Source organism: Streptomyces flaveolus, from assembly GCF_000716535.1.
Lineage (GTDB): Bacteria > Actinomycetota > Actinomycetes > Streptomycetales > Streptomycetaceae > Streptomyces > Streptomyces flaveolus_A.
In genome coordinates this window covers 98,108-113,990 of record NZ_JNWV01000035.1, presented here as the reverse complement: position 1 = coordinate 113,990, position 15,883 = coordinate 98,108, and the positions used below count along the sequence as shown (strand labels likewise).

General features: G+C 70.2%; 14 protein-coding genes. 4 read left to right on the top strand and 10 right to left on the bottom strand.

What is annotated here, in order from left to right:
• Positions 1 to 12 precede the first annotated feature (12 nt).
• From orn to OO52_RS33520, 3 genes are all read right to left on the bottom strand, one after another.
• Complete coding sequence (orn, locus tag OO52_RS33530) at positions 13 to 615, bottom strand: oligoribonuclease (RefSeq protein ID WP_030650848.1); 603 nt, start codon at positions 613 to 615, stop codon at positions 13 to 15.
• 132 nt (positions 616 to 747) lie between these two features.
• Complete coding sequence (locus OO52_RS33525; RefSeq protein ID WP_030650845.1) at positions 748 to 1,965, bottom strand: helix-turn-helix domain-containing protein; 1,218 nt, start codon at positions 1,963 to 1,965, stop codon at positions 748 to 750.
• 378 nt (positions 1,966 to 2,343) lie between these two features.
• Entirely contained in the window at positions 2,344 to 2,613 is a 270-nt protein-coding gene (locus OO52_RS33520) for a hypothetical protein (protein WP_196944953.1), read from the bottom strand.
• 326 nt (positions 2,614 to 2,939) lie between these two features.
• Here OO52_RS33520 and OO52_RS33515 point away from each other — a divergent pair, with 326 nt between their 5' ends.
• Complete coding sequence (locus tag OO52_RS33515; protein WP_030650839.1) at positions 2,940 to 3,467, top strand: universal stress protein; 528 nt, start codon at positions 2,940 to 2,942, stop codon at positions 3,465 to 3,467.
• A 136-nt stretch (positions 3,468 to 3,603) separates the two neighbouring features.
• On the top strand, positions 3,604 to 4,158 hold the full coding sequence (locus tag OO52_RS33510; protein ID WP_030650836.1) for a hypothetical protein: 555 nt from the start codon (positions 3,604 to 3,606) through the stop codon (positions 4,156 to 4,158).
• Between the two features lie 71 nt (positions 4,159 to 4,229).
• Here OO52_RS33510 and glmS read toward each other — a convergent pair whose 3' ends face one another.
• Complete coding sequence (glmS, locus tag OO52_RS33505; protein WP_030650833.1) at positions 4,230 to 6,047, bottom strand: glutamine--fructose-6-phosphate transaminase (isomerizing); 1,818 nt, start codon at positions 6,045 to 6,047, stop codon at positions 4,230 to 4,232.
• Positions 6,048 to 6,109: 62 nt separating this feature from the next.
• Entirely contained in the window at positions 6,110 to 6,367 is a 258-nt protein-coding gene (locus tag OO52_RS33500; RefSeq protein WP_030650829.1) for a hypothetical protein, read from the bottom strand.
• A 165-nt stretch (positions 6,368 to 6,532) separates the two neighbouring features.
• Between OO52_RS33500 and OO52_RS33495 the strand changes: the two genes are divergently transcribed.
• The gene (locus OO52_RS33495) at positions 6,533 to 8,098 is read left to right on the top strand and encodes a purple acid phosphatase family protein (protein WP_030650827.1); all 1,566 of its coding nucleotides are present in this window, start codon (positions 6,533 to 6,535) and stop codon (positions 8,096 to 8,098) included.
• 34 nt (positions 8,099 to 8,132) lie between these two features.
• On the opposite strand, the gene OO52_RS33490 is transcribed toward OO52_RS33495, so the two are convergent.
• Positions 8,133 to 9,005 (bottom strand): DUF4429 domain-containing protein, encoded by an 873-nt coding sequence (locus tag OO52_RS33490; protein ID WP_030650824.1) that lies wholly within the window; start codon positions 9,003 to 9,005, stop codon positions 8,133 to 8,135.
• 79 nt (positions 9,006 to 9,084) lie between these two features.
• Here OO52_RS33490 and OO52_RS33485 point away from each other — a divergent pair, with 79 nt between their 5' ends.
• The gene (locus OO52_RS33485; RefSeq protein WP_030650821.1) at positions 9,085 to 10,689 is read left to right on the top strand and encodes a beta-N-acetylhexosaminidase; all 1,605 of its coding nucleotides are present in this window, start codon (positions 9,085 to 9,087) and stop codon (positions 10,687 to 10,689) included.
• A 64-nt stretch (positions 10,690 to 10,753) separates the two neighbouring features.
• On the opposite strand, the gene OO52_RS33480 is transcribed toward OO52_RS33485, so the two are convergent.
• Genes OO52_RS33480 through desA form a run of 4 tightly spaced genes read right to left on the bottom strand, consistent with a single transcriptional unit; the run spans position 10,754 to position 15,783 of the window.
• Complete coding sequence (locus OO52_RS33480; RefSeq protein WP_030650818.1) at positions 10,754 to 12,523, bottom strand: IucA/IucC family protein; 1,770 nt, start codon at positions 12,521 to 12,523, stop codon at positions 10,754 to 10,756.
• Positions 12,520 to 13,059 (bottom strand): GNAT family N-acetyltransferase, encoded by a 540-nt coding sequence (locus tag OO52_RS33475; protein WP_030650814.1) that lies wholly within the window; start codon positions 13,057 to 13,059, stop codon positions 12,520 to 12,522. The genes OO52_RS33480 and OO52_RS33475 overlap by 4 nt, the downstream gene beginning before the upstream one ends.
• On the bottom strand, positions 13,056 to 14,342 hold the full coding sequence (locus OO52_RS33470) for a lysine N(6)-hydroxylase/L-ornithine N(5)-oxygenase family protein (protein ID WP_030650813.1): 1,287 nt from the start codon (positions 14,340 to 14,342) through the stop codon (positions 13,056 to 13,058). The genes OO52_RS33475 and OO52_RS33470 overlap by 4 nt, the downstream gene beginning before the upstream one ends.
• Positions 14,326 to 15,783 carry a lysine decarboxylase DesA gene (gene desA / locus OO52_RS33465; protein WP_030650810.1) on the bottom strand — a complete coding sequence of 486 codons (1,458 nt, stop codon included), beginning with the start codon at positions 15,781 to 15,783 and terminating at the stop codon, positions 14,326 to 14,328. The genes OO52_RS33470 and desA overlap by 17 nt, the downstream gene beginning before the upstream one ends.
• Positions 15,784 to 15,883 lie beyond the last annotated feature (100 nt).

The window sequence follows — 15,883 nt, the reverse complement described above, 5'->3', positions numbered from 1 at the left end:
CGCCCGTGGCGGCTAGCGGGCGGGCAGGACGTGCTTGGCGGCGATCGCCTTCGCGGTCTCGGAGTCCGGCCCGGGCTGCGGCACGAAGATGGCCTCGCGGTAGTAGCGCAGCTCGGCGATCGACTCGCGGATGTCGGCGAGGGCCCGGTGGTTGCCGTTCTTCTCCGGACTGTTGAAGTACGCCCGCGGGTACCAGCGGCGGGCCAGCTCCTTGATCGAGGAGACGTCGACGATCCGGTAGTGGAGGTAGTCCTCCAGGGTCGGCATGTCACGGAGGAGGAAGCCGCGGTCGGTGCCGACCGAGTTGCCGCACAGCGGGGCCTTGCCGGGCTCCTTCACGTGCTCCCGGACATAGGAGAGGACCTGCTCCTCGGCGTCCTCGAGGGTCGTGCCGCTCTCCAGCTCGGCGAGCAGCCCGGACGCGGTGTGCATCTGACGCACCACCTCCGGCATCGTCTCCAGCGCCCGGTCCGGCGGGCGGATGACGATGTCCACCCCCTCGCCGAGTACGTTCAGCTCGGAGTCGGTGACGAGGGCGGCCACCTCGATGAGAGCGTCGTCGGACAGCGAGAGGCCGGTCATCTCGCAGTCGATCCACACCATGCGATCGTTCATGCGACCACCCTAAAGCGGACCTGAGCTTTTGGATGCCCCCGTGCTGGTGCCGGGCTCGCCGGGCGCTGCCGTCCCGGACGTGAGCAGACGTGGGAAAGGGGGCGGGAGGAAACCGCCCCCTTTCCGTCGCGCTCAGTTACCGCTGCGCGGACCCGGCAGCAGGCCCACCGCGCCCGCCGCGGCTCGGCGGCTCTGCAGGGGCACCCCGCTGTCCCGGTGCTCGTGGAGCATCGGGGCCGGGTTCACCGGGCCGGGGCCGGGCAGGCCCGTGGGCGCGCCCTGCTGGCCGGCCTGCGGTACGGCCGCTTCCGCCTCACCCGGCTTGTCGCCCTGCGGCCGGCGGGCCCGGTAGGCGGCCCGGTAGGCGGCGGGGGAGGAGCCGAGCTGGCGGCGGAAGTGGCCGCGCAGGGCCACCGGCGAGCGGAACCCGCAGCGGCCCGCCACCTCGTCCACGGAGTAGTCCGACGTCTCCAGCAGGCGCTGGGCCTGGAGCACGCGCTGTGTGATCAGCCACTGCAGCGGCGCGCTGCCCGTCAGCGAGCGGAACCGGCGGTCGAACGTGCGGCGGCTCATGTAGGCGCGTGCCGCCAGTGTCTCCACGTCGAACTGCTCGTGGAGGTGTTCCAGCGCCCAGGCGACGACCTCGGCGAGCGGGTCGGCGCCGATCTCCTCGGGTAAAGACCGGTCGAGATAGCGCTCCTGGCCGCCCGACCGGCGCGGCGGGACCACCAGGCGCCGGGCGAGCGCGCCGGCCGCCTCGTTGCCGTGGTCCGTCCGCACGATGTGGAGACAGAGATCGATTCCGGCCGCCGTACCCGCGCTCGTCAGCACATCGCCGTCGTCGACGAACAGTTCGCGTGGATCGACGTGCACCGACGGATAGCGCTTGGCCAGTGTCGGTGCGTACATCCAGTGCGTGGTCGCCGGGCGGCCGTCCAGCAGTCCGGCCGCCGCGAGCACGAACGCGCCCGTGCACAGCCCGACGATGCGGGCGCCCTCCTCGTGTGCCCGGCGCAGCGCGTCCAGTGCTTCCTCCGGCGGCGGCGAGGTGATCGAACGCCAGGCCGGTACGACGACCGTCCCGGCGCGTGAGATCGCCTCCAGCCCATGCGGCGCGGTGAGTTCCAGGCCCCCTGTGGTCCGCAGCGGGCCTTCCTCGCCGGCACACACCAGAAGGCGGTAGCGCGGCACGCCGGCGTCCTGGCGGTCGATCCCGAACACCGACAGCGGAATGGAACTCTCGAAGATGGGGCCGCCGCTGAACAGCAGCACCGCGACGATCTCCTTGCGGCGTCGCCCGGACAGTTTCCGGGCTGCGGCGTCCGGCGAGGCAGTGGAGTCGTGGCTCATACTGCTAAGCCCCCCTCGGTGGTCGCGGCTCCTCGGTTGTGTCGCTCCTGCACGTTTCCCCTCGGTCCTGCACGAGTCCCCCGCCGTAAGACAGTCAAGATCGAATCTACTGGCTCCCGCGGTCGTGCGGTGACCAGTTCCACACGCGGCACATTGTCGACATGACAACTTGGCGTGAAGCATTCGATCACGAAGCGTTGCACTCGCGAGGCGTGCAGGGAAGTGCGCCTTGTCGCAGTGGCCAAACCGCGTAGGGTGCGCAGCGGCCCGTAGACCCTTTCCGTGCAGGTGGAACGGGGGTTGGGGGGTGGTGGGGACCCCTCCTGGTCGATATCCAGAAGTTGGCTGAAAAGCAGCGCTCGCAGGTGCGGAAACAGGTCAGTCGACCGGTGTCTGCTCCCGGGTGTGACGTCCGCCTCTTTGCGCGGCGCAACGCTCGGCACAGCGCTCGGAACGGCGCAGCAGCACCCGGCAGGCCGCCGTGACGGCGGCGAGGCCCGACGCGGTGCCCGCGGCGCCGGCCAGCGAGGTGCCGTACCAGAGGAGGACCACGGGCACGAGCACGCAGCTGAAGGCGGCCCAGCGGATCACATCGCCCGCGCTGTCCGGTGCGGGGCGAGGGTCGCGGCGGGGTCGGGCTCCGGGCATCTGGTACTCCCTGTGGCGGTGGCTCACCCCGGTTCAACGTCCGTCCGACCGGTCGGTCACCGAACGCGCATCTGTGAATCCTGTGCAAACCGCCTGTACGGGGCAGCAACCATTGCGTTACGGGCGCGGCTCGTGCATGCTCCGGTGAACCCCTACGGACGTCGGGGACCGCTCACGCAGCGTGCGCGGTATCTGGGCTCAGGAGGCGTGCCGCCGTACCCTTGGGGGTATGGGCTTGTGAAGATGTTTCCCGGACACAGCTCCGCAGCACGCTTCCGCCGCACACTGTCGTCCCATCCATAAAGGATCACAACGCCGAGACAGCCATGGCCGGTCACGAATTCTTCGAACCCGCGGACCGCAAGCGGCCGGTCGCCGACCCCACGGCGGCCGATCCCCTGGCGGCGGCAGAGTCACGCCCTTCCTGCGACCCCGCCTTCCGGCACGGAGTCGTCGTCGGCTTCGACGGCTCCACCTCCAGTGAGCGCGCCCTCGCCTACGCGATCGGCATGGCCCACCGTTCCCGTTCCGGCCTGATCATCGTGCATGTCGCCAACCGGCTGCCCACGACGGTGTGGGCCGGCTGCGAGCCGCCCGTCTTCGTGGACGTGCCGGACCACCGCACGGAGGTCCTGGGGCTGGAGCTGGCCTGCGCGGACTACCTGGCCGAGGTCCCCTGGATCCTGGTCGAGCGGGGCGGCGACATCTGCCACGAACTCGAAGAGGTCGGCCGTGAGTACGAGGCCGACGCGATCGTGGTCGGCTCCACGCACGGCATCGTCGGCCGGATCTTCGGCTCGGTCGCGGGGCGGCTCGCCAAGCGGGCGCAGCGGCCCGTGATCGTCATCCCGTAACCGCCTCGGGCGACCTCACGCCTCGTCACTTCCCTTTGTGCACGCGTGGATTACTCATGCGTAGAAGGTGTTTGTGCCCTTGTGAAGGGCATATACCGGTCACCGCACAACTGCACATGCATGAAGGGAGCCCGCCGTGGACAACGACGTCTCTGCGGGAAGCGTGAGCACCACCGTGGTCGGCCGACTGGCCCTGGCGATCACCTTGTTGGCATTCGGGCTGGGCACGACCGGTGTCATCGACGGCGTGGGTGCCGCCGACGCCGTGACCGTGGCCCACTACGTGGGCGGAGTCGCCCTGTTCCTGGTCGGTCTGCTGGCCCTGCGTGACGGCGCCTCCGGCGTGGGGTACGTCGCCCTCGGCGCCCTGTGGTTCACCTGGGCCGTGTCGGACCACGGCTCGGCCAACGCGGCCGGACTCCTCCTGCTGCTGTTCGCCCTGGTCGCCCTCACGCTGACCGTCGCCGGCGGGGACACCCTCGGCCAGCTCCTGCACGGGCTGCTGTTCCTGGCGATGGTGGTGCTGGCCGTGGCGGCCTTCGCCGACAGTTCCGCTCTCGCGAAGGCCGGGGGGTGGGTGGCCGTCGCCTCGGGGGCGGTGGCCTGGTACGCGGCGACGGCGGCGCTCGCCCACTGGCCGACGGCCCTTCCGGGGCGTGCTGCGGGCCGGGGGGTGACGGCCGCCGGCTGAAGTCGAGCAGCACGGAAAGGACCCCCACGTGAAAGGTGGCACACGTGGGGGTCCGTTCTGTCTTGCGTCCGCTACTCCACCGTCACCGACTTGGCGAGGTTGCGGGGCTTGTCTATGTCCCGGCCGAGGGCCTTCGCCGTGTGGTACGCGAGGAGTTGCAGGGGGATGCCCATCAGGATCGGGTCCAGTTCGTCCTCGTTCTTCGGGACGATGATCGTCTGGTCCGCCTTCTCCTGGTCCTGGTGGGCCACCGCGAGGATCTTGCCCTCGCGGGCCTTGATCTCCTCCAGGGCCGCGCGGTTCTTCTCCAGCAGGTCGTCGTCGGGGACGATCGCGACCGTGGGGAGGGCCGGCTCGATGAGGGCCAGGGGGCCGTGCTTCAGCTCGGAGGCGGGGTAGGCCTCGGCGTGGATGTAGGAGACCTCCTTGAGCTTCAGGGAGGCCTCGCGGGCCACCGGGTAGCCCCGGACGCGGCCGATGAAGAGCATCGAGCGGGCGTCGGCGTAGCTCTCCGCCAGCTTCTTGATCTCCTCCTCCTGGTCCAGGATCTCGGTGATCTGCTGCGGCAGCTTGCGCAGGCCCTCGATGATCCGCTTGCCGTCGCGGACCGAGAGGTCGCGGGTGCGGCCGAGGTGCAGGGCGAGCAGGGCGAAGGCGACCGTGGTGTTGGTGAAGCACTTGGTCGAGACGACGCAGACCTCGGGGCCGGCGTGCACGTAGATGCCGCCGTCGGCCTCGCGGGCGATCGCCGAGCCGACGACGTTGACCACGCCGAGGACCCGCGCGCCCTTGCGCTTCAGCTCCTGCACGGCGGCCAGCACGTCGTACGTCTCACCGGACTGGGAGACCGCGATGTACAGGGTGTCGGGGTCGACGACCGCGTTGCGGTAGCGGAACTCGGAGGCGGGCTCGGCGTCGGCGGGGATGCGGGCCAGCTCCTCGATCATCTGGGCGCCGATCATGCCCGCGTGGTACGAGGTGCCGCAGCCGAGGATCTTCACGCGGCGGATCTGCCGGGCCTCGCGGGCGTCCAGGTTGAGGCCGCCGAGGTGCACGGTGGAGAACCGGTCGTCGATGCGGCCGCGCAGTACGCGGTCCACGGCGTCGGCCTGCTCGTGGATCTCCTTGTGCATGTAGGTGTCGTGACCGCCCATGTCGTACGACGCCGCCTCCCACTCCACGGTGGTCGGCTCGGCCGAGGTACGGGTGCCCTCGGTGGTGTACGTGCGGAAGTCGTCGGCCTTGAGGGTGGCCATCTCGCCGTCGTCCAGCGTCACTATCTGCCGGGTGTGGGCGACCAGGGCGGCGATGTCCGATGCGACGAACATCTCCTTCTCGCCGATGCCGAGGACGACCGGGGAGCCGTTGCGGGCCACCACGATGCGGTCGGAGAAGTCGGCGTGCATGACCGCGATGCCGTACGTGCCCTCGACCACCCGCAGGGCCTCGCGGACCTTGTCCTCCAGCTTCCCGGCCTGCGAGCGGGCGATGAGGTGGGTGAGGACCTCGGTGTCGGTCTCGGAGAGGAACTCGACGCCGTCGGCCTCCAGCTTGCGGCGCAGGTCGGAGGCGTTGTCGATGATGCCGTTGTGGACGACGGCGACCTTGCTGTCGGCCGACATGTGCGGGTGGGCGTTCACGTCGGACGGGGCGCCGTGGGTGGCCCAGCGGGTGTGGGCGATACCGGTGGTGCCCTTGAAGCGCGCCGGGACCTTGGCCTCCAGGTCGCGCACCCGGCCCTTGGCCTTGACCATCTTCAGGCCGGGCGTCTTCGGGGAGGTGACGACGATGCCCGCGGAGTCGTAGCCGCGGTACTCCAGGCGCTGGAGGCCCTCCAGGAGGAGGGGGGCGACGTCACGCTTCCCGATGTATCCGACAATTCCGCACATATATAGAGGTATCCCTTGGCTGTCGCTGGGCCGGGCTGTCGCCGGCCGGGTTCCGGCTGGTTTCAGCCGTAGACCATGCGGCGCAGCTGCCTGAGCGTCAGCTCCGGCGGCGCCACCGCCCGGTACTTCAGGTCCGCCCCGATCCGTTCGAAGATCTCCGTGTTCACCAGGCCCTGGGCCTGGAGTTCACGGTGGCGGCGGCGGACGAACTCCTGGATCGTCTCGTCGAAGTAGGCGAGCACGTCCTGGACCACACGCAGCGCCTCGCCCCGGCTGAGGGGCGTGGACCGCGTCAGGTGATCAACAAGTTCGTCGTGCACCCGGTAGATCCTGGAGTACCGGCGCCTGTTTCGCAAGAATCGTGCCCGATTCCGGGCAAGCGGCTGTTGAAACTCTTATGGGGCTCTGTTCGTGAGCTGTCCATCCCGCGTCCTGCGACTCGTTGCCCGAACAGACGAGTTTCAGACGCCATGGACATTCCTCGTATGGGAGTACCCGAGAAGCTGGCCGCGCGCATGAGCATGGCCGAGCAGCATGAGTACCTGCGCGCCAGATTCTCGCGGCGCACCATGATCAGGGGCGGCGCGGTCACGCTGGGCGCCGTCGCGGGTGGCGCGTTCGTGCCGGGCGCCACCGCCCAGGCGGCCGTGCCGACCCAGGGGACCGCCCCCGCCACCGAGCACGTCGACGGGGCCCTCGTCGCCCCCTTCGGCCGCCACCTCGCCTACGGCAACGACCCGCGCACCGAGATCACCGTCTCCTGGCAGGTCCCGGTCGCCGTCAAGAAGCCGTTCATCCGCATCGGCGCCCACCCCTGGGACCTCTCGCGCAAGATCGAGGCCGAGGTCCGCACCCTCTACACCCCGGCCGGTGTCGGCGCGAGCGGCGACCACACCCAGTACTACCTGCACGCCAAGCTGACCCACCTGCGCCCCGGCAAGACCTACTACTACGGCGTCGGCCACGAGGGCTTCGACCCGGCCGAGCCGCACCTGCTGGGCACGGTGGGCACGTTCACCACCGCCCCCGCCCACAAGGCTCCGTTCACCTTCACCGCCTTCGGCGACGAGGGCGTCGGCTACCACGGCCTGGCCAACAACGCCCTGATCCTCGGCCAGAACCCGGCCTTCCACCTGCACGCCGGCGACATCGCCTACGGCGACCCGGCCGGCGCGGGCAAGACCAGCGACACCGGCTTCGACTCGCGCACCTGGGACCAGTTCCTGTACCAGACCGAGTCGGTCGCCAAGCAGGTCCCGTGGATGCCCGCGTACGGCAACCACGACATGGAGGCCTGGTACTCGCCCAACGGCTACGGCGGCGAGGAAGCCCGCTGGACCCTCCCGGACAACGGCCCCGACAAGAAGAACCTGCCGGGCGTCTACTCCTTCGTCTACGGCAACACGGCGGTCATCTCGCTCGACGCCAACGACGTCTCCTTCGAGATCCCGGCGAACCTCGGCATATCCGGCGGAACCCAGACCAAATGGCTGGAAGGCCAGCTGAAGAAGTTCCGCGCGTCGAAGGACGTCGACTTCATCGTCGTCTTCTTCCACCACTGCGCCTACTGCACCTCCACCGCGCACGCCTCGGAGGGCGGCGTGCGCCAGGAGTGGGTGCCGCTGTTCGAGAAGTACACGGTGGACCTGGTCATCAACGGCCACAACCACCAGTACGAGCGCACCGACGTCATCAAGGCGGGCAAGGTCACCAGGAAGCTGCCGATCGGCGGCACGGCCTACCCCGAGACCGACGGTGTGGTCTACGTCACCGCGGGCGCGGCCGGCCGCAGCCTGTACGCGTTCTCCGCCCCGGACTCCTACGAGGGGCACGAGCACGAGACCGACTCCGTGGCCTCGTTCGTCAACACCAAGGACGGCAAGGTCGACGAGACCGTCGCCTGGTCCCGGGTGCGTTACCTCAACTACTCCTTCCTGCGCGTGGACGTCGCGCCCGCGCCGAAGGGCCGGCAGACCACTCTGACGGTGTCGGGCATCGCCGAGACCGGCGACCGCATCGACCACTTCACGGTGTCCCGCAAGGCCCAGTAGGCCTCGGCCGAGCACGCGGTCCTCGAGCGCCTTCTCACAGGCGCTTGAGGACCGCCCCCTTGGCCAGGGCGAACTCCTCGTCCGTCAGCACCCCGTCACGGTGCAGCTCACCCAGCTCGCGCAGCCGGCGCAGCAGCACGTCGTGGTCGTCCCCGGCGGGCTCCGTGCCCGGCCGGGGCGCGTCCTGCCGTACGTCCGGCTCCGCCGCCGAAGGATGCGGCAGACGCGCCTGCACGGCCGCCGCGACCAGTGCCATCAGCGGATCCTTCTTGAAGCCCCACAGCTCGACCGCGTTCGGGTCGTACTTGGGCGGTGCGGTGACCGGGGCGCCACGCACGAGGAACCGCAGGTGCCCGTTCTCCAGGCCGGCCGCCGGCTGCCACTCGACGCCGGTGATGTCCGCGAGGGGGATCGTGCGCGGCCCGGCGGAGGCCTTGGCCTCCTCGGCCTTCCAGTTCCACTCCAGCCGCACCCGCTCCCCGTCGAAGCCCGCCGTGCCGTCCCCGGCCGAGGCGGACACCGGCAGGGACGGGCCCGGCAGCAGATACCCGTCGACCGGGTCCGGCGACACCCCGTCCAGCAGCAGGGCGTTGCGCACCTCGTCGGCGACGTACTCGGCGACGCCGTACCGGTCGGGCTCCACCATGAGCTGGTAGGGGTCGTGCGGCTCGGCGAGCCGGCCCCCGGTGGCGTGCAGCAGCGGGTCGGCGCCGTCGCGCAGCCGCAGCCTGAGCCGCCCCGACTTGCGGCCCTGTTCGAAGGAGACACCCGCCAAAGCGCCGAGCGGTACGATGAGTTCGCCCAGCTCGCGGCGGAGCAGGCCCACGTTCTTGTCCCGGCCCGGGGTGAGGCGCAGGGCGTCCCCGTCGAAGGCCCAAGTACCGTCCTTCTGGATGATTTCCGCCATGCGGGGATTGTTCCACCCGATCTGCGGGACAGTGGTCTCGACCATCTCTGACGGTCACCCCCTTCCGAAGGGAGCGCTTGTGAGACGGAACCACGGCACGACTCCCCGCCTGTCCCACGTCCTCGGTTCCCTGCTGCTGCTGCTCGCGGCGGCCGGCGTCGGCACCCTCGGCGCGGACCGCACGGCGCAGGCCGCCACCCCGACCCCCCTGAACCGCGTGGTCCCGGCCCCGGCCTCGGTCACCCCGGGCGGAACGCCGTACCGCATCACCCGGGACACCCGGGTCCGCGTCGACGGATCCGCCGAGGTCCGCCGCATCGGCGACTACCTGGCCGGCCTGCTGCGCCCGGCCACAGGCTATCCGCTGCCGGTCACCGACCACGGCACCGGCGGCATCCGACTCAGGCTGGGACAGGGCGACTTCGGCGCCGAGGGCTACCGGCTGCACAGCGGCGCGGGCGGTGTCACCCTCACCGCGCGCACCCCCGCCGGGCTCTTCCACGGCGTGCAGACCCTGCGCCAGCTCCTCCCGGCGGCCGTCGAGAGGAAGACCGTCCAGCCCGGCCCCTGGCTGATCGCCGGCGGCACCGTGCAGGACCGCCCCCGCTACGCCTACCGGGGCGCCATGCTCGACGTCTCCCGGCACTTCTTCACGGTCGCCCAGGTGAAGCGGTACATCGACCAGTTGGCGCTCTACAAGGTCAACGAGCTGCATCTGCACCTCAGCGACGACCAGGGCTGGCGCATCGCGATCGACTCCTGGCCGCGCCTGGCCTCCTACGGCGGCTCCACCCAGGTCGGCGGCGGCCCGGGCGGCCACTACACCAAGGCCGACTACCGGGAGATCGTGCGGTACGCGGCCTCCCGCTACCTGGAGGTCGTGCCCGAGATCGACATGCCCGGCCACACCAACGCGGCCCTCGCCTCCTACGCCCGGCTCAACTGCGACGGCGTGGCACCACCGCTGTACACCGGCACCGAGGTCGGCTTCAGCTCGCTGTGCGTGCCCAAGGAGGTCACCTACGACTTCGTGGACGACGTCGTCCGGGAGCTGGCCGCCCTCACCCCCGGCCGCTATCTGCACATCGGCGGCGACGAGGCGCACTCCACCAGCCACGCGGACTACGTGACGTTCATGGACCGGGCGCAGCCGGTCGTCGCCCGCTACGGCAAGACGGTCATCGGCTGGCACCAGCTCACCGGCGCGCACCCGGCGAAGGGCGCCCTCGCCCAGTACTGGGGCCTGGACGACACCAGCGCGGCGGAGAAGGCACAGGTCGCCCAGGCCGCCCGGAACGGCACGGGCCTGATCCTGTCCCCGGCCGACCGGACCTACCTCGACATGAAGTACACGCGGGACACCGGCCCCGGTCAGGACTGGGCGGGCCTGGTGGAGGTGAAGCGGTCGTACGACTGGGATCCGGGCGCCTATCTCGCCGGGGTGCCGGCCTCGGCGGTCCGGGGCGTCGAGGCACCCCTGTGGACGGAGAACGTGACGAACACCGCCGAGATCGAGTACATGGCGTTCCCCCGGCTCGCCGGCGCGGCCGAGCTGGGCTGGTCACCGGCGGCCACCCACGACTGGAACGCCTACCGGGTCCGGCTGGCGGCACAGGGCCCCCGCTGGGACGCCCTCGGCATCCACTACTACCGCTCACCGCAGGTGCCCTGGCCGGCACGCTGACCCGAAGGCCGACGGGCACCCCGGAGGACCGTACTCCGGGGTGCCCGTCAGGTCTGTGCGGTCGTCAGAAACCGGCGATCGGGTTCCTCAGGGTGCCGACCAGCTGGAGCGCGCCGGACGGGTCGGCGAGGTCCACCATCTGCTTGTTGTCGCGCAGCTGGAGACGGTTCAGGCAGGACAGCGCGAACTCGGGGGCGAACATGTCGTACTGGCGGAATTTGCCGGCCAGCTCCGGGTTCGCCTCCTGGTACTCGCGGGTGACCTCGGCGACCGTGCGCCAGAAGTCGTCCTCCTCCAGGACGCCCTCGGCGGCGAGGTGGGCGGCGAGGAAGCGGAAGAAGCAGTCGAAGACGTCCGTGAAGACGGACAGCAGCTTCTTGTCCTCGGGGACCTCCACGCGGATGCGCCGGACCTCCGGCGGCAGGGCCGCGTCCGGGTCCATGACGGCTATCTCCTCGGCGATGTCCTTGTAGACCGCCCGCTGCACGGCCCCGTCCCGCAGCACCAGGATCGTGTTCTCGCCGTGCGGCATGAACACCAGGTCGTAGGCGTAGAAGCTGTGCAGCAGCGGGGTGTAGTAGGCCCGCAGGTACTGCCGCAGCCACTCCACCGGGGCCAGGCCCGACCGCTCGATCAGCGCGCCCGCGAAGGAGGCGCCCTCGTGGTCCACGTGCAGCAGCGAGGCCATGGTGGCGAGGGTCTCGCCGTCCCGCAGCGAGGGCACCGGGCTCTCCCGCCACAGCGCGGCCAGCATCTTGCGGTACGGCGAGTGACGGTCGGTGGCCCGCTCGTACTCCAGGTGCCGGTAGCCGACGGCGGCCCGCTCCCGGATGATGGACAGACCCGTCGCCTTCAGCACCGGGTCGCTGTCGATCAGCGCGGCCAGCCAGTCGTTGATGGCCGGGGTCGCCTCCATGTAGGCGGCGGACAGGCCGCGCATGAAGCCCATGTTGAGGACCGACAGGGCGGTCTTCACATAGTGCTTGTGCGGGTCGCTGGAGTTGAAGAAGGTGCGGATCGACTGCTGGGCCAGATACTCGTCGTCGCCCTCGCCCAGGCAGACCAGGTGCCGGCGGGCCACCTCGGCGGCGAACGTGACGCTGAGCTTGTTCCACCACTGCCAGGGGTGGACCGGGATGAACAGGTAGTCGGCGGGGTCCAGGCCCCGGTCGGTGAGGACGGCGCGGAACCGCTCCACCGTCTTCTCGCCCAGCTCCTCCCGCAGGAAGGATTCGTACTCGATCCCGGCGCCGGCCGTGAACGCGGCCCGCGAGCGGTGCGCGGCCAGCCACACCAGCCGCACGGGGCTCGCCGTCTCCGGCGCGTACGACAGGTACTCGTGGACGCCGAAGCCGAGCCGCCCGTTGTTCGCGACGAAGCACGGGTGGCCCTCGGTCATCCCCGTCTCGATCGCCTGGAAGCCGCTCCGCGCCAGTTCCGCGGAGGTCACGCGGGGTTTGGTGAGCTTGTAGCAGGTGCCCGAGAGGGTGGAGGAGATCTCCTCCAGGTAGACCGGCAGGATCTCGTCGCTCAGCCCCAGCGACTCCTTCAGCTCGATGAAGAAGTCCAGTGCGGCCAGCGGGAGTTCGGTGCCGTCGCGGTGCCGGGTGAGGGAACCGGGGTCGATCTCCCAGTGGTCGAGGGCCCGCCGCACGGCGCTGAACCGGTAGGTGGTGTGCCCGTCGTCGCTGCGGACGACGTACCGGCCGCCGTCCTCCTCGGGCGTGATCAGCCGCTCGTGTGCGAACTCGGCGAGCGCCTTGCGCAGCAGCAGCCGGTTGGCGGTCGCCCAGCGTTCGGGGGACAGATGGGCCACGGCGTCGGCGAGGGTCATGCGGTCACCGCCTCCTCGAACTGCTCGCGGGTGCAGAAGCTCAGCAGCGCCCGCTTCTCCGGCTTGTCGATCTCCCGCTCGGGCACGAACCCGACGGCCGCGTTCAGGGCGTGCACCGCCTCGTTGCGGACGTCCGGCTCGACGACGACCCGCCGCACCGCCGGGTCCTCGAAGAGATGGGCCATGACCGCGGTGATGACGGCCCTGGTGAACCCGTGCACAGGGGTGTCGGTGGCCGGGGTCAGGAAGTGCATGCCGACATCGCCCGGCCGCGGCTCGTACAGCCCGGCCAGCTCCCGGTGCGCGGGGTCGTACTTCTCCATCAGGAAGACGGGCGTGCCGTCCCGCAGCCCGAGCAGCGCGTGGTGGTGCTCGTCCGCCGCGATCTCCCTGTAGGCGCGCTCGACGTCCTCCAGCCGTGCGTCCCGCATCATCCAGAACGCCGCCTTGGGATGGGTGACCCAGGAGTGCAGCAGCTCGGCGTCGGTCAGCGGGTCGACGGGACGGAACGTGAAGGTCGTGGTTGTGCCGGTCATACCGCGAACTCCTGGAAGGCGATGGTCTTCTCCACCGGGTAGTACTCCGTGCCGAGCAGCTCACGGACGATGTACGCGTTCCGGTACGCGCCCATGCCCAGGTCGGGACTGGTGATGCTGTGGGTGTGGACGCCGGCGTTCTGCAGGAAGACCCCGCGGCCGGTGACGTCGATGGAGTAGTTGCGGGCGACGTCGAAGCGGCCGTGGCCGTCGAAGCGGAGCCGGCCTAGGACCGGGGCGAGGAAGGCCGGCGGGGTGTAGTGGTAGCCGGTGGCCAGGACCAGGCCCTCGGTGCGGATCTCGAAGTCCTTGCCCTGCTCGTCCTGGTGGAAGCCGAGGGTGTACGTCCCGTCCTGGTACGTCGCCGTCCGCAGCGTGGAGTTGGTGAGCAGCCGGGTGGGGACCGGACGGTCGCCGCTCTCGACGTTCTTCTGGTACAGCAGGTCGAAGATCGCGTCGATGAGGTCCGAGTTGATGCCCTTGAACAGGCCCTTCTGCTGCTTCTCCAGCCGGTAGCGGGTCTCTTCGGGCAGCGCCCGGAAGTAGTCGACGTAGTCCGGGGAGGTCATCTCCAGGGTCAGCTTGGTGTACTCCAGCGGGAAGAACCGCGGGGAGCGGGTGACCCAGTTGAGCTGGTAGCCGTGGACGTCGACCCCGGCGAGCAGCTCGTGGTAGATCTCGGCCGCGCTCTGGCCGCTGCCGACGATCGTGATGGACCTCTTCTCCAGCAGCTCCGCCTTGCGGTGCATGTACCGGGAGGTGTGCAGGAAGTCGCCGCCCAGGCCCTGGCACGCTTCGGGCACGAAGGGGACCGTGCCGGTGCCGAGGACCAGGTGCCGGGCCCGGTAGGCGTCCCCGGCGTCGGTGCGGACGACGTACCGCCCGTCCTCGTACGTCACCTCGGTGACCGTGGTGCCGAAGCGGACGCTGCTCAGTTTGTTCGCGGCCCAGCGGCAGTAGTCGTCGTACTCGACCCGCAGCGGATAGAAGTTCTCACGGATGTAGAACGAGTACAGCCTGCCCTTCTCCTTCAGGTAGTTCAGGAAGGAGTACGGCGAGGTCGGGTCGGCCAGGGTGACCAGGTCCGACATGAACGGGGTCTGGAGGTGGGCGCCGTCCAGGAACATGCCGGCGTGCCACTCGAAGTCGGGCTTGGACTCCAGGAAGACGCCGTCCAGTTCGGCGATCGGCTCGGTGAGGCAGGCGAGACCGAGGTTGAAGGGGCCGAGCCCGATCCCCACGAAGTCGTGGGTCTCGCTGTGGGCTTCAGGACGCGCGGTCAAGGGACTCTCCCAGGTACTGCTCGGCGTGGCCGGCGATCAGATCGAGGACGGCGGCGATGTCGGCCGCCCGGGTCTCGGGGTTGAGCAGGGTGAACTTCAGGTAGTGGCGGCCGCCCACCTTGGTGCCCGCGACCACGGCGTCGCCGGAGGCGAACAGGGCCTTGCGGGCGTGGAGGTTGGCGCGGTCGATCTCGGCCGGGTCGGTGACGGCCGCCGGGACGTAGCGGAAGACGAGGGTGGAGAGGGCGGGCTCGACGACGACGTCGTAGCGGGGGTCGGCCGCGAGCAGCTTCCAGCCCTCCTGAGCCAGGTCGCACACCTCGTCGAAGAGCTGCCCGATGCCGTCGGCGCCCATCGTGCGCAGGGTGAGCCACAGCTTCAGGGCGTCGAAGCGGCGGGTGGTCTGGAGGGACTTGTCCACCTGGTTGGGAATGCGTTCCCGCACCATCCGGCGCGGGTTGAGGTACTCCGCGTGGTAGGTGGCGTGCCGCAGGGTGGCCGCGTCCCGGACCAGCACGGCGGACGAACTGACCGGCTGGAAGAAGGACTTGTGGTAGTCGACGGTGACCGAGTCGGCGCGTTCGATGCCGTCGATGCGGTCCCGGTACTTCAGGGAGGCGAGCAGTCCGCAGCCGTAGGCCGCGTCGACGTGCATCCAGACGCCGTACTGGGCGCACAGCTCGGCGATCTCCGGAAGCGGGTCGATGGAGCCGAAGTCGGTGGTGCCGGCGGTGGCGACGACGGCCATGGGGGTCAGGCCGTCCTGCCGGCAGCGCTCCAGCTCACGGGCGAGGGCGACCGTCTGCATGCGCTTGTCGTGGTCGACGGGGACGGCGACGACGGCGTCCGGCCCGAGCCCGAGCAGTCGCGCGGACTTCCTGACGCTGAAGTGGCCGGCCTCGGAGGCGAAGACGCGCAGGCGCCCGAGCGAGTCCCCCTCTTCCCGCCCTGGCTTGGCCTCCTCCCGGGCCAGCAGCAGCGCCTGGAGGTTGGACTGGGTGCCGCCGGAGGTGAAGACGCCGTCGGCGGCCGGGCCGAGGCCGATGCGCGCGGCCGTCCAGTCGACGAGCTTGCGCTCGATGAGGGTGCCGCCCGCCGACTGGTCCCAGGTGTCCAGCGAGGAGTTGACCGCGGAGAGCACGGCCTCGCCCAGCACCGCCGGGATGACGACCGGGCAGTTGAGGTGGGCGAGGTAGCGGGGGTGGTGGAAGTAGATCGCGTCCCGGAGGTAGACGTCCTCCAGTTCGTCGAGGGCGGCGGTGGTGTCGCCCAGCGGACGGTCGAGGTCGATCGCGTCGATGGCGGGGGAGAGGGCGTCCACGGTGACGCCGGTGAACGGACGGTCGGTGGTGGCGAGTTTGGCCGCCACCCGCTCGACTCCTTCGGTCACGGAGCGGCGGTAGTGCTCCGCGGTGAGGCCATTGAGCAGGTGCGAGCGCATGTGGGGGTCCTCCGAGGGGACGGTCCGTGCGAGATCAACTTAGGTAAGGCTAACCTAAATTTCACGGGTCGGGGCATGCCTTGACCCGTGACCGATGTCA

What these genes read in the sequence shown, in the direction of transcription:
- orn (WP_030650848.1), bottom strand. Translation starts at nt 615, where the DNA reads ATGAACGATCGCATGGTGTGGATCGACTGCGAGATGACCGGCCTCTCG.
- OO52_RS33525 (WP_030650845.1), bottom strand. Translation starts at nt 1,965, where the DNA reads ATGAGCCACGACTCCACTGCCTCGCCGGACGCCGCAGCCCGGAAACTG.
- OO52_RS33520 (WP_196944953.1), bottom strand. Translation starts at nt 2,613, where the DNA reads ATGCCCGGAGCCCGACCCCGCCGCGACCCTCGCCCCGCACCGGACAGC.
- OO52_RS33515 (WP_030650839.1), top strand. Translation starts at nt 2,940, where the DNA reads ATGGCCGGTCACGAATTCTTCGAACCCGCGGACCGCAAGCGGCCGGTC.
- glmS (WP_030650833.1), bottom strand. Translation starts at nt 6,047, where the DNA reads ATGTGCGGAATTGTCGGATACATCGGGAAGCGTGACGTCGCCCCCCTC.
- OO52_RS33495 (WP_030650827.1), top strand. Translation starts at nt 6,533, where the DNA reads ATGGGAGTACCCGAGAAGCTGGCCGCGCGCATGAGCATGGCCGAGCAG.
- OO52_RS33490 (WP_030650824.1), bottom strand. Translation starts at nt 9,005, where the DNA reads ATGGCGGAAATCATCCAGAAGGACGGTACTTGGGCCTTCGACGGGGAC.
- OO52_RS33480 (WP_030650818.1), bottom strand. Translation starts at nt 12,523, where the DNA reads ATGACCCTCGCCGACGCCGTGGCCCATCTGTCCCCCGAACGCTGGGCG.
- OO52_RS33475 (WP_030650814.1), bottom strand. Translation starts at nt 13,059, where the DNA reads ATGACCGGCACAACCACGACCTTCACGTTCCGTCCCGTCGACCCGCTG.
- desA (WP_030650810.1), bottom strand. Translation starts at nt 15,783, where the DNA reads ATGCGCTCGCACCTGCTCAATGGCCTCACCGCGGAGCACTACCGCCGC.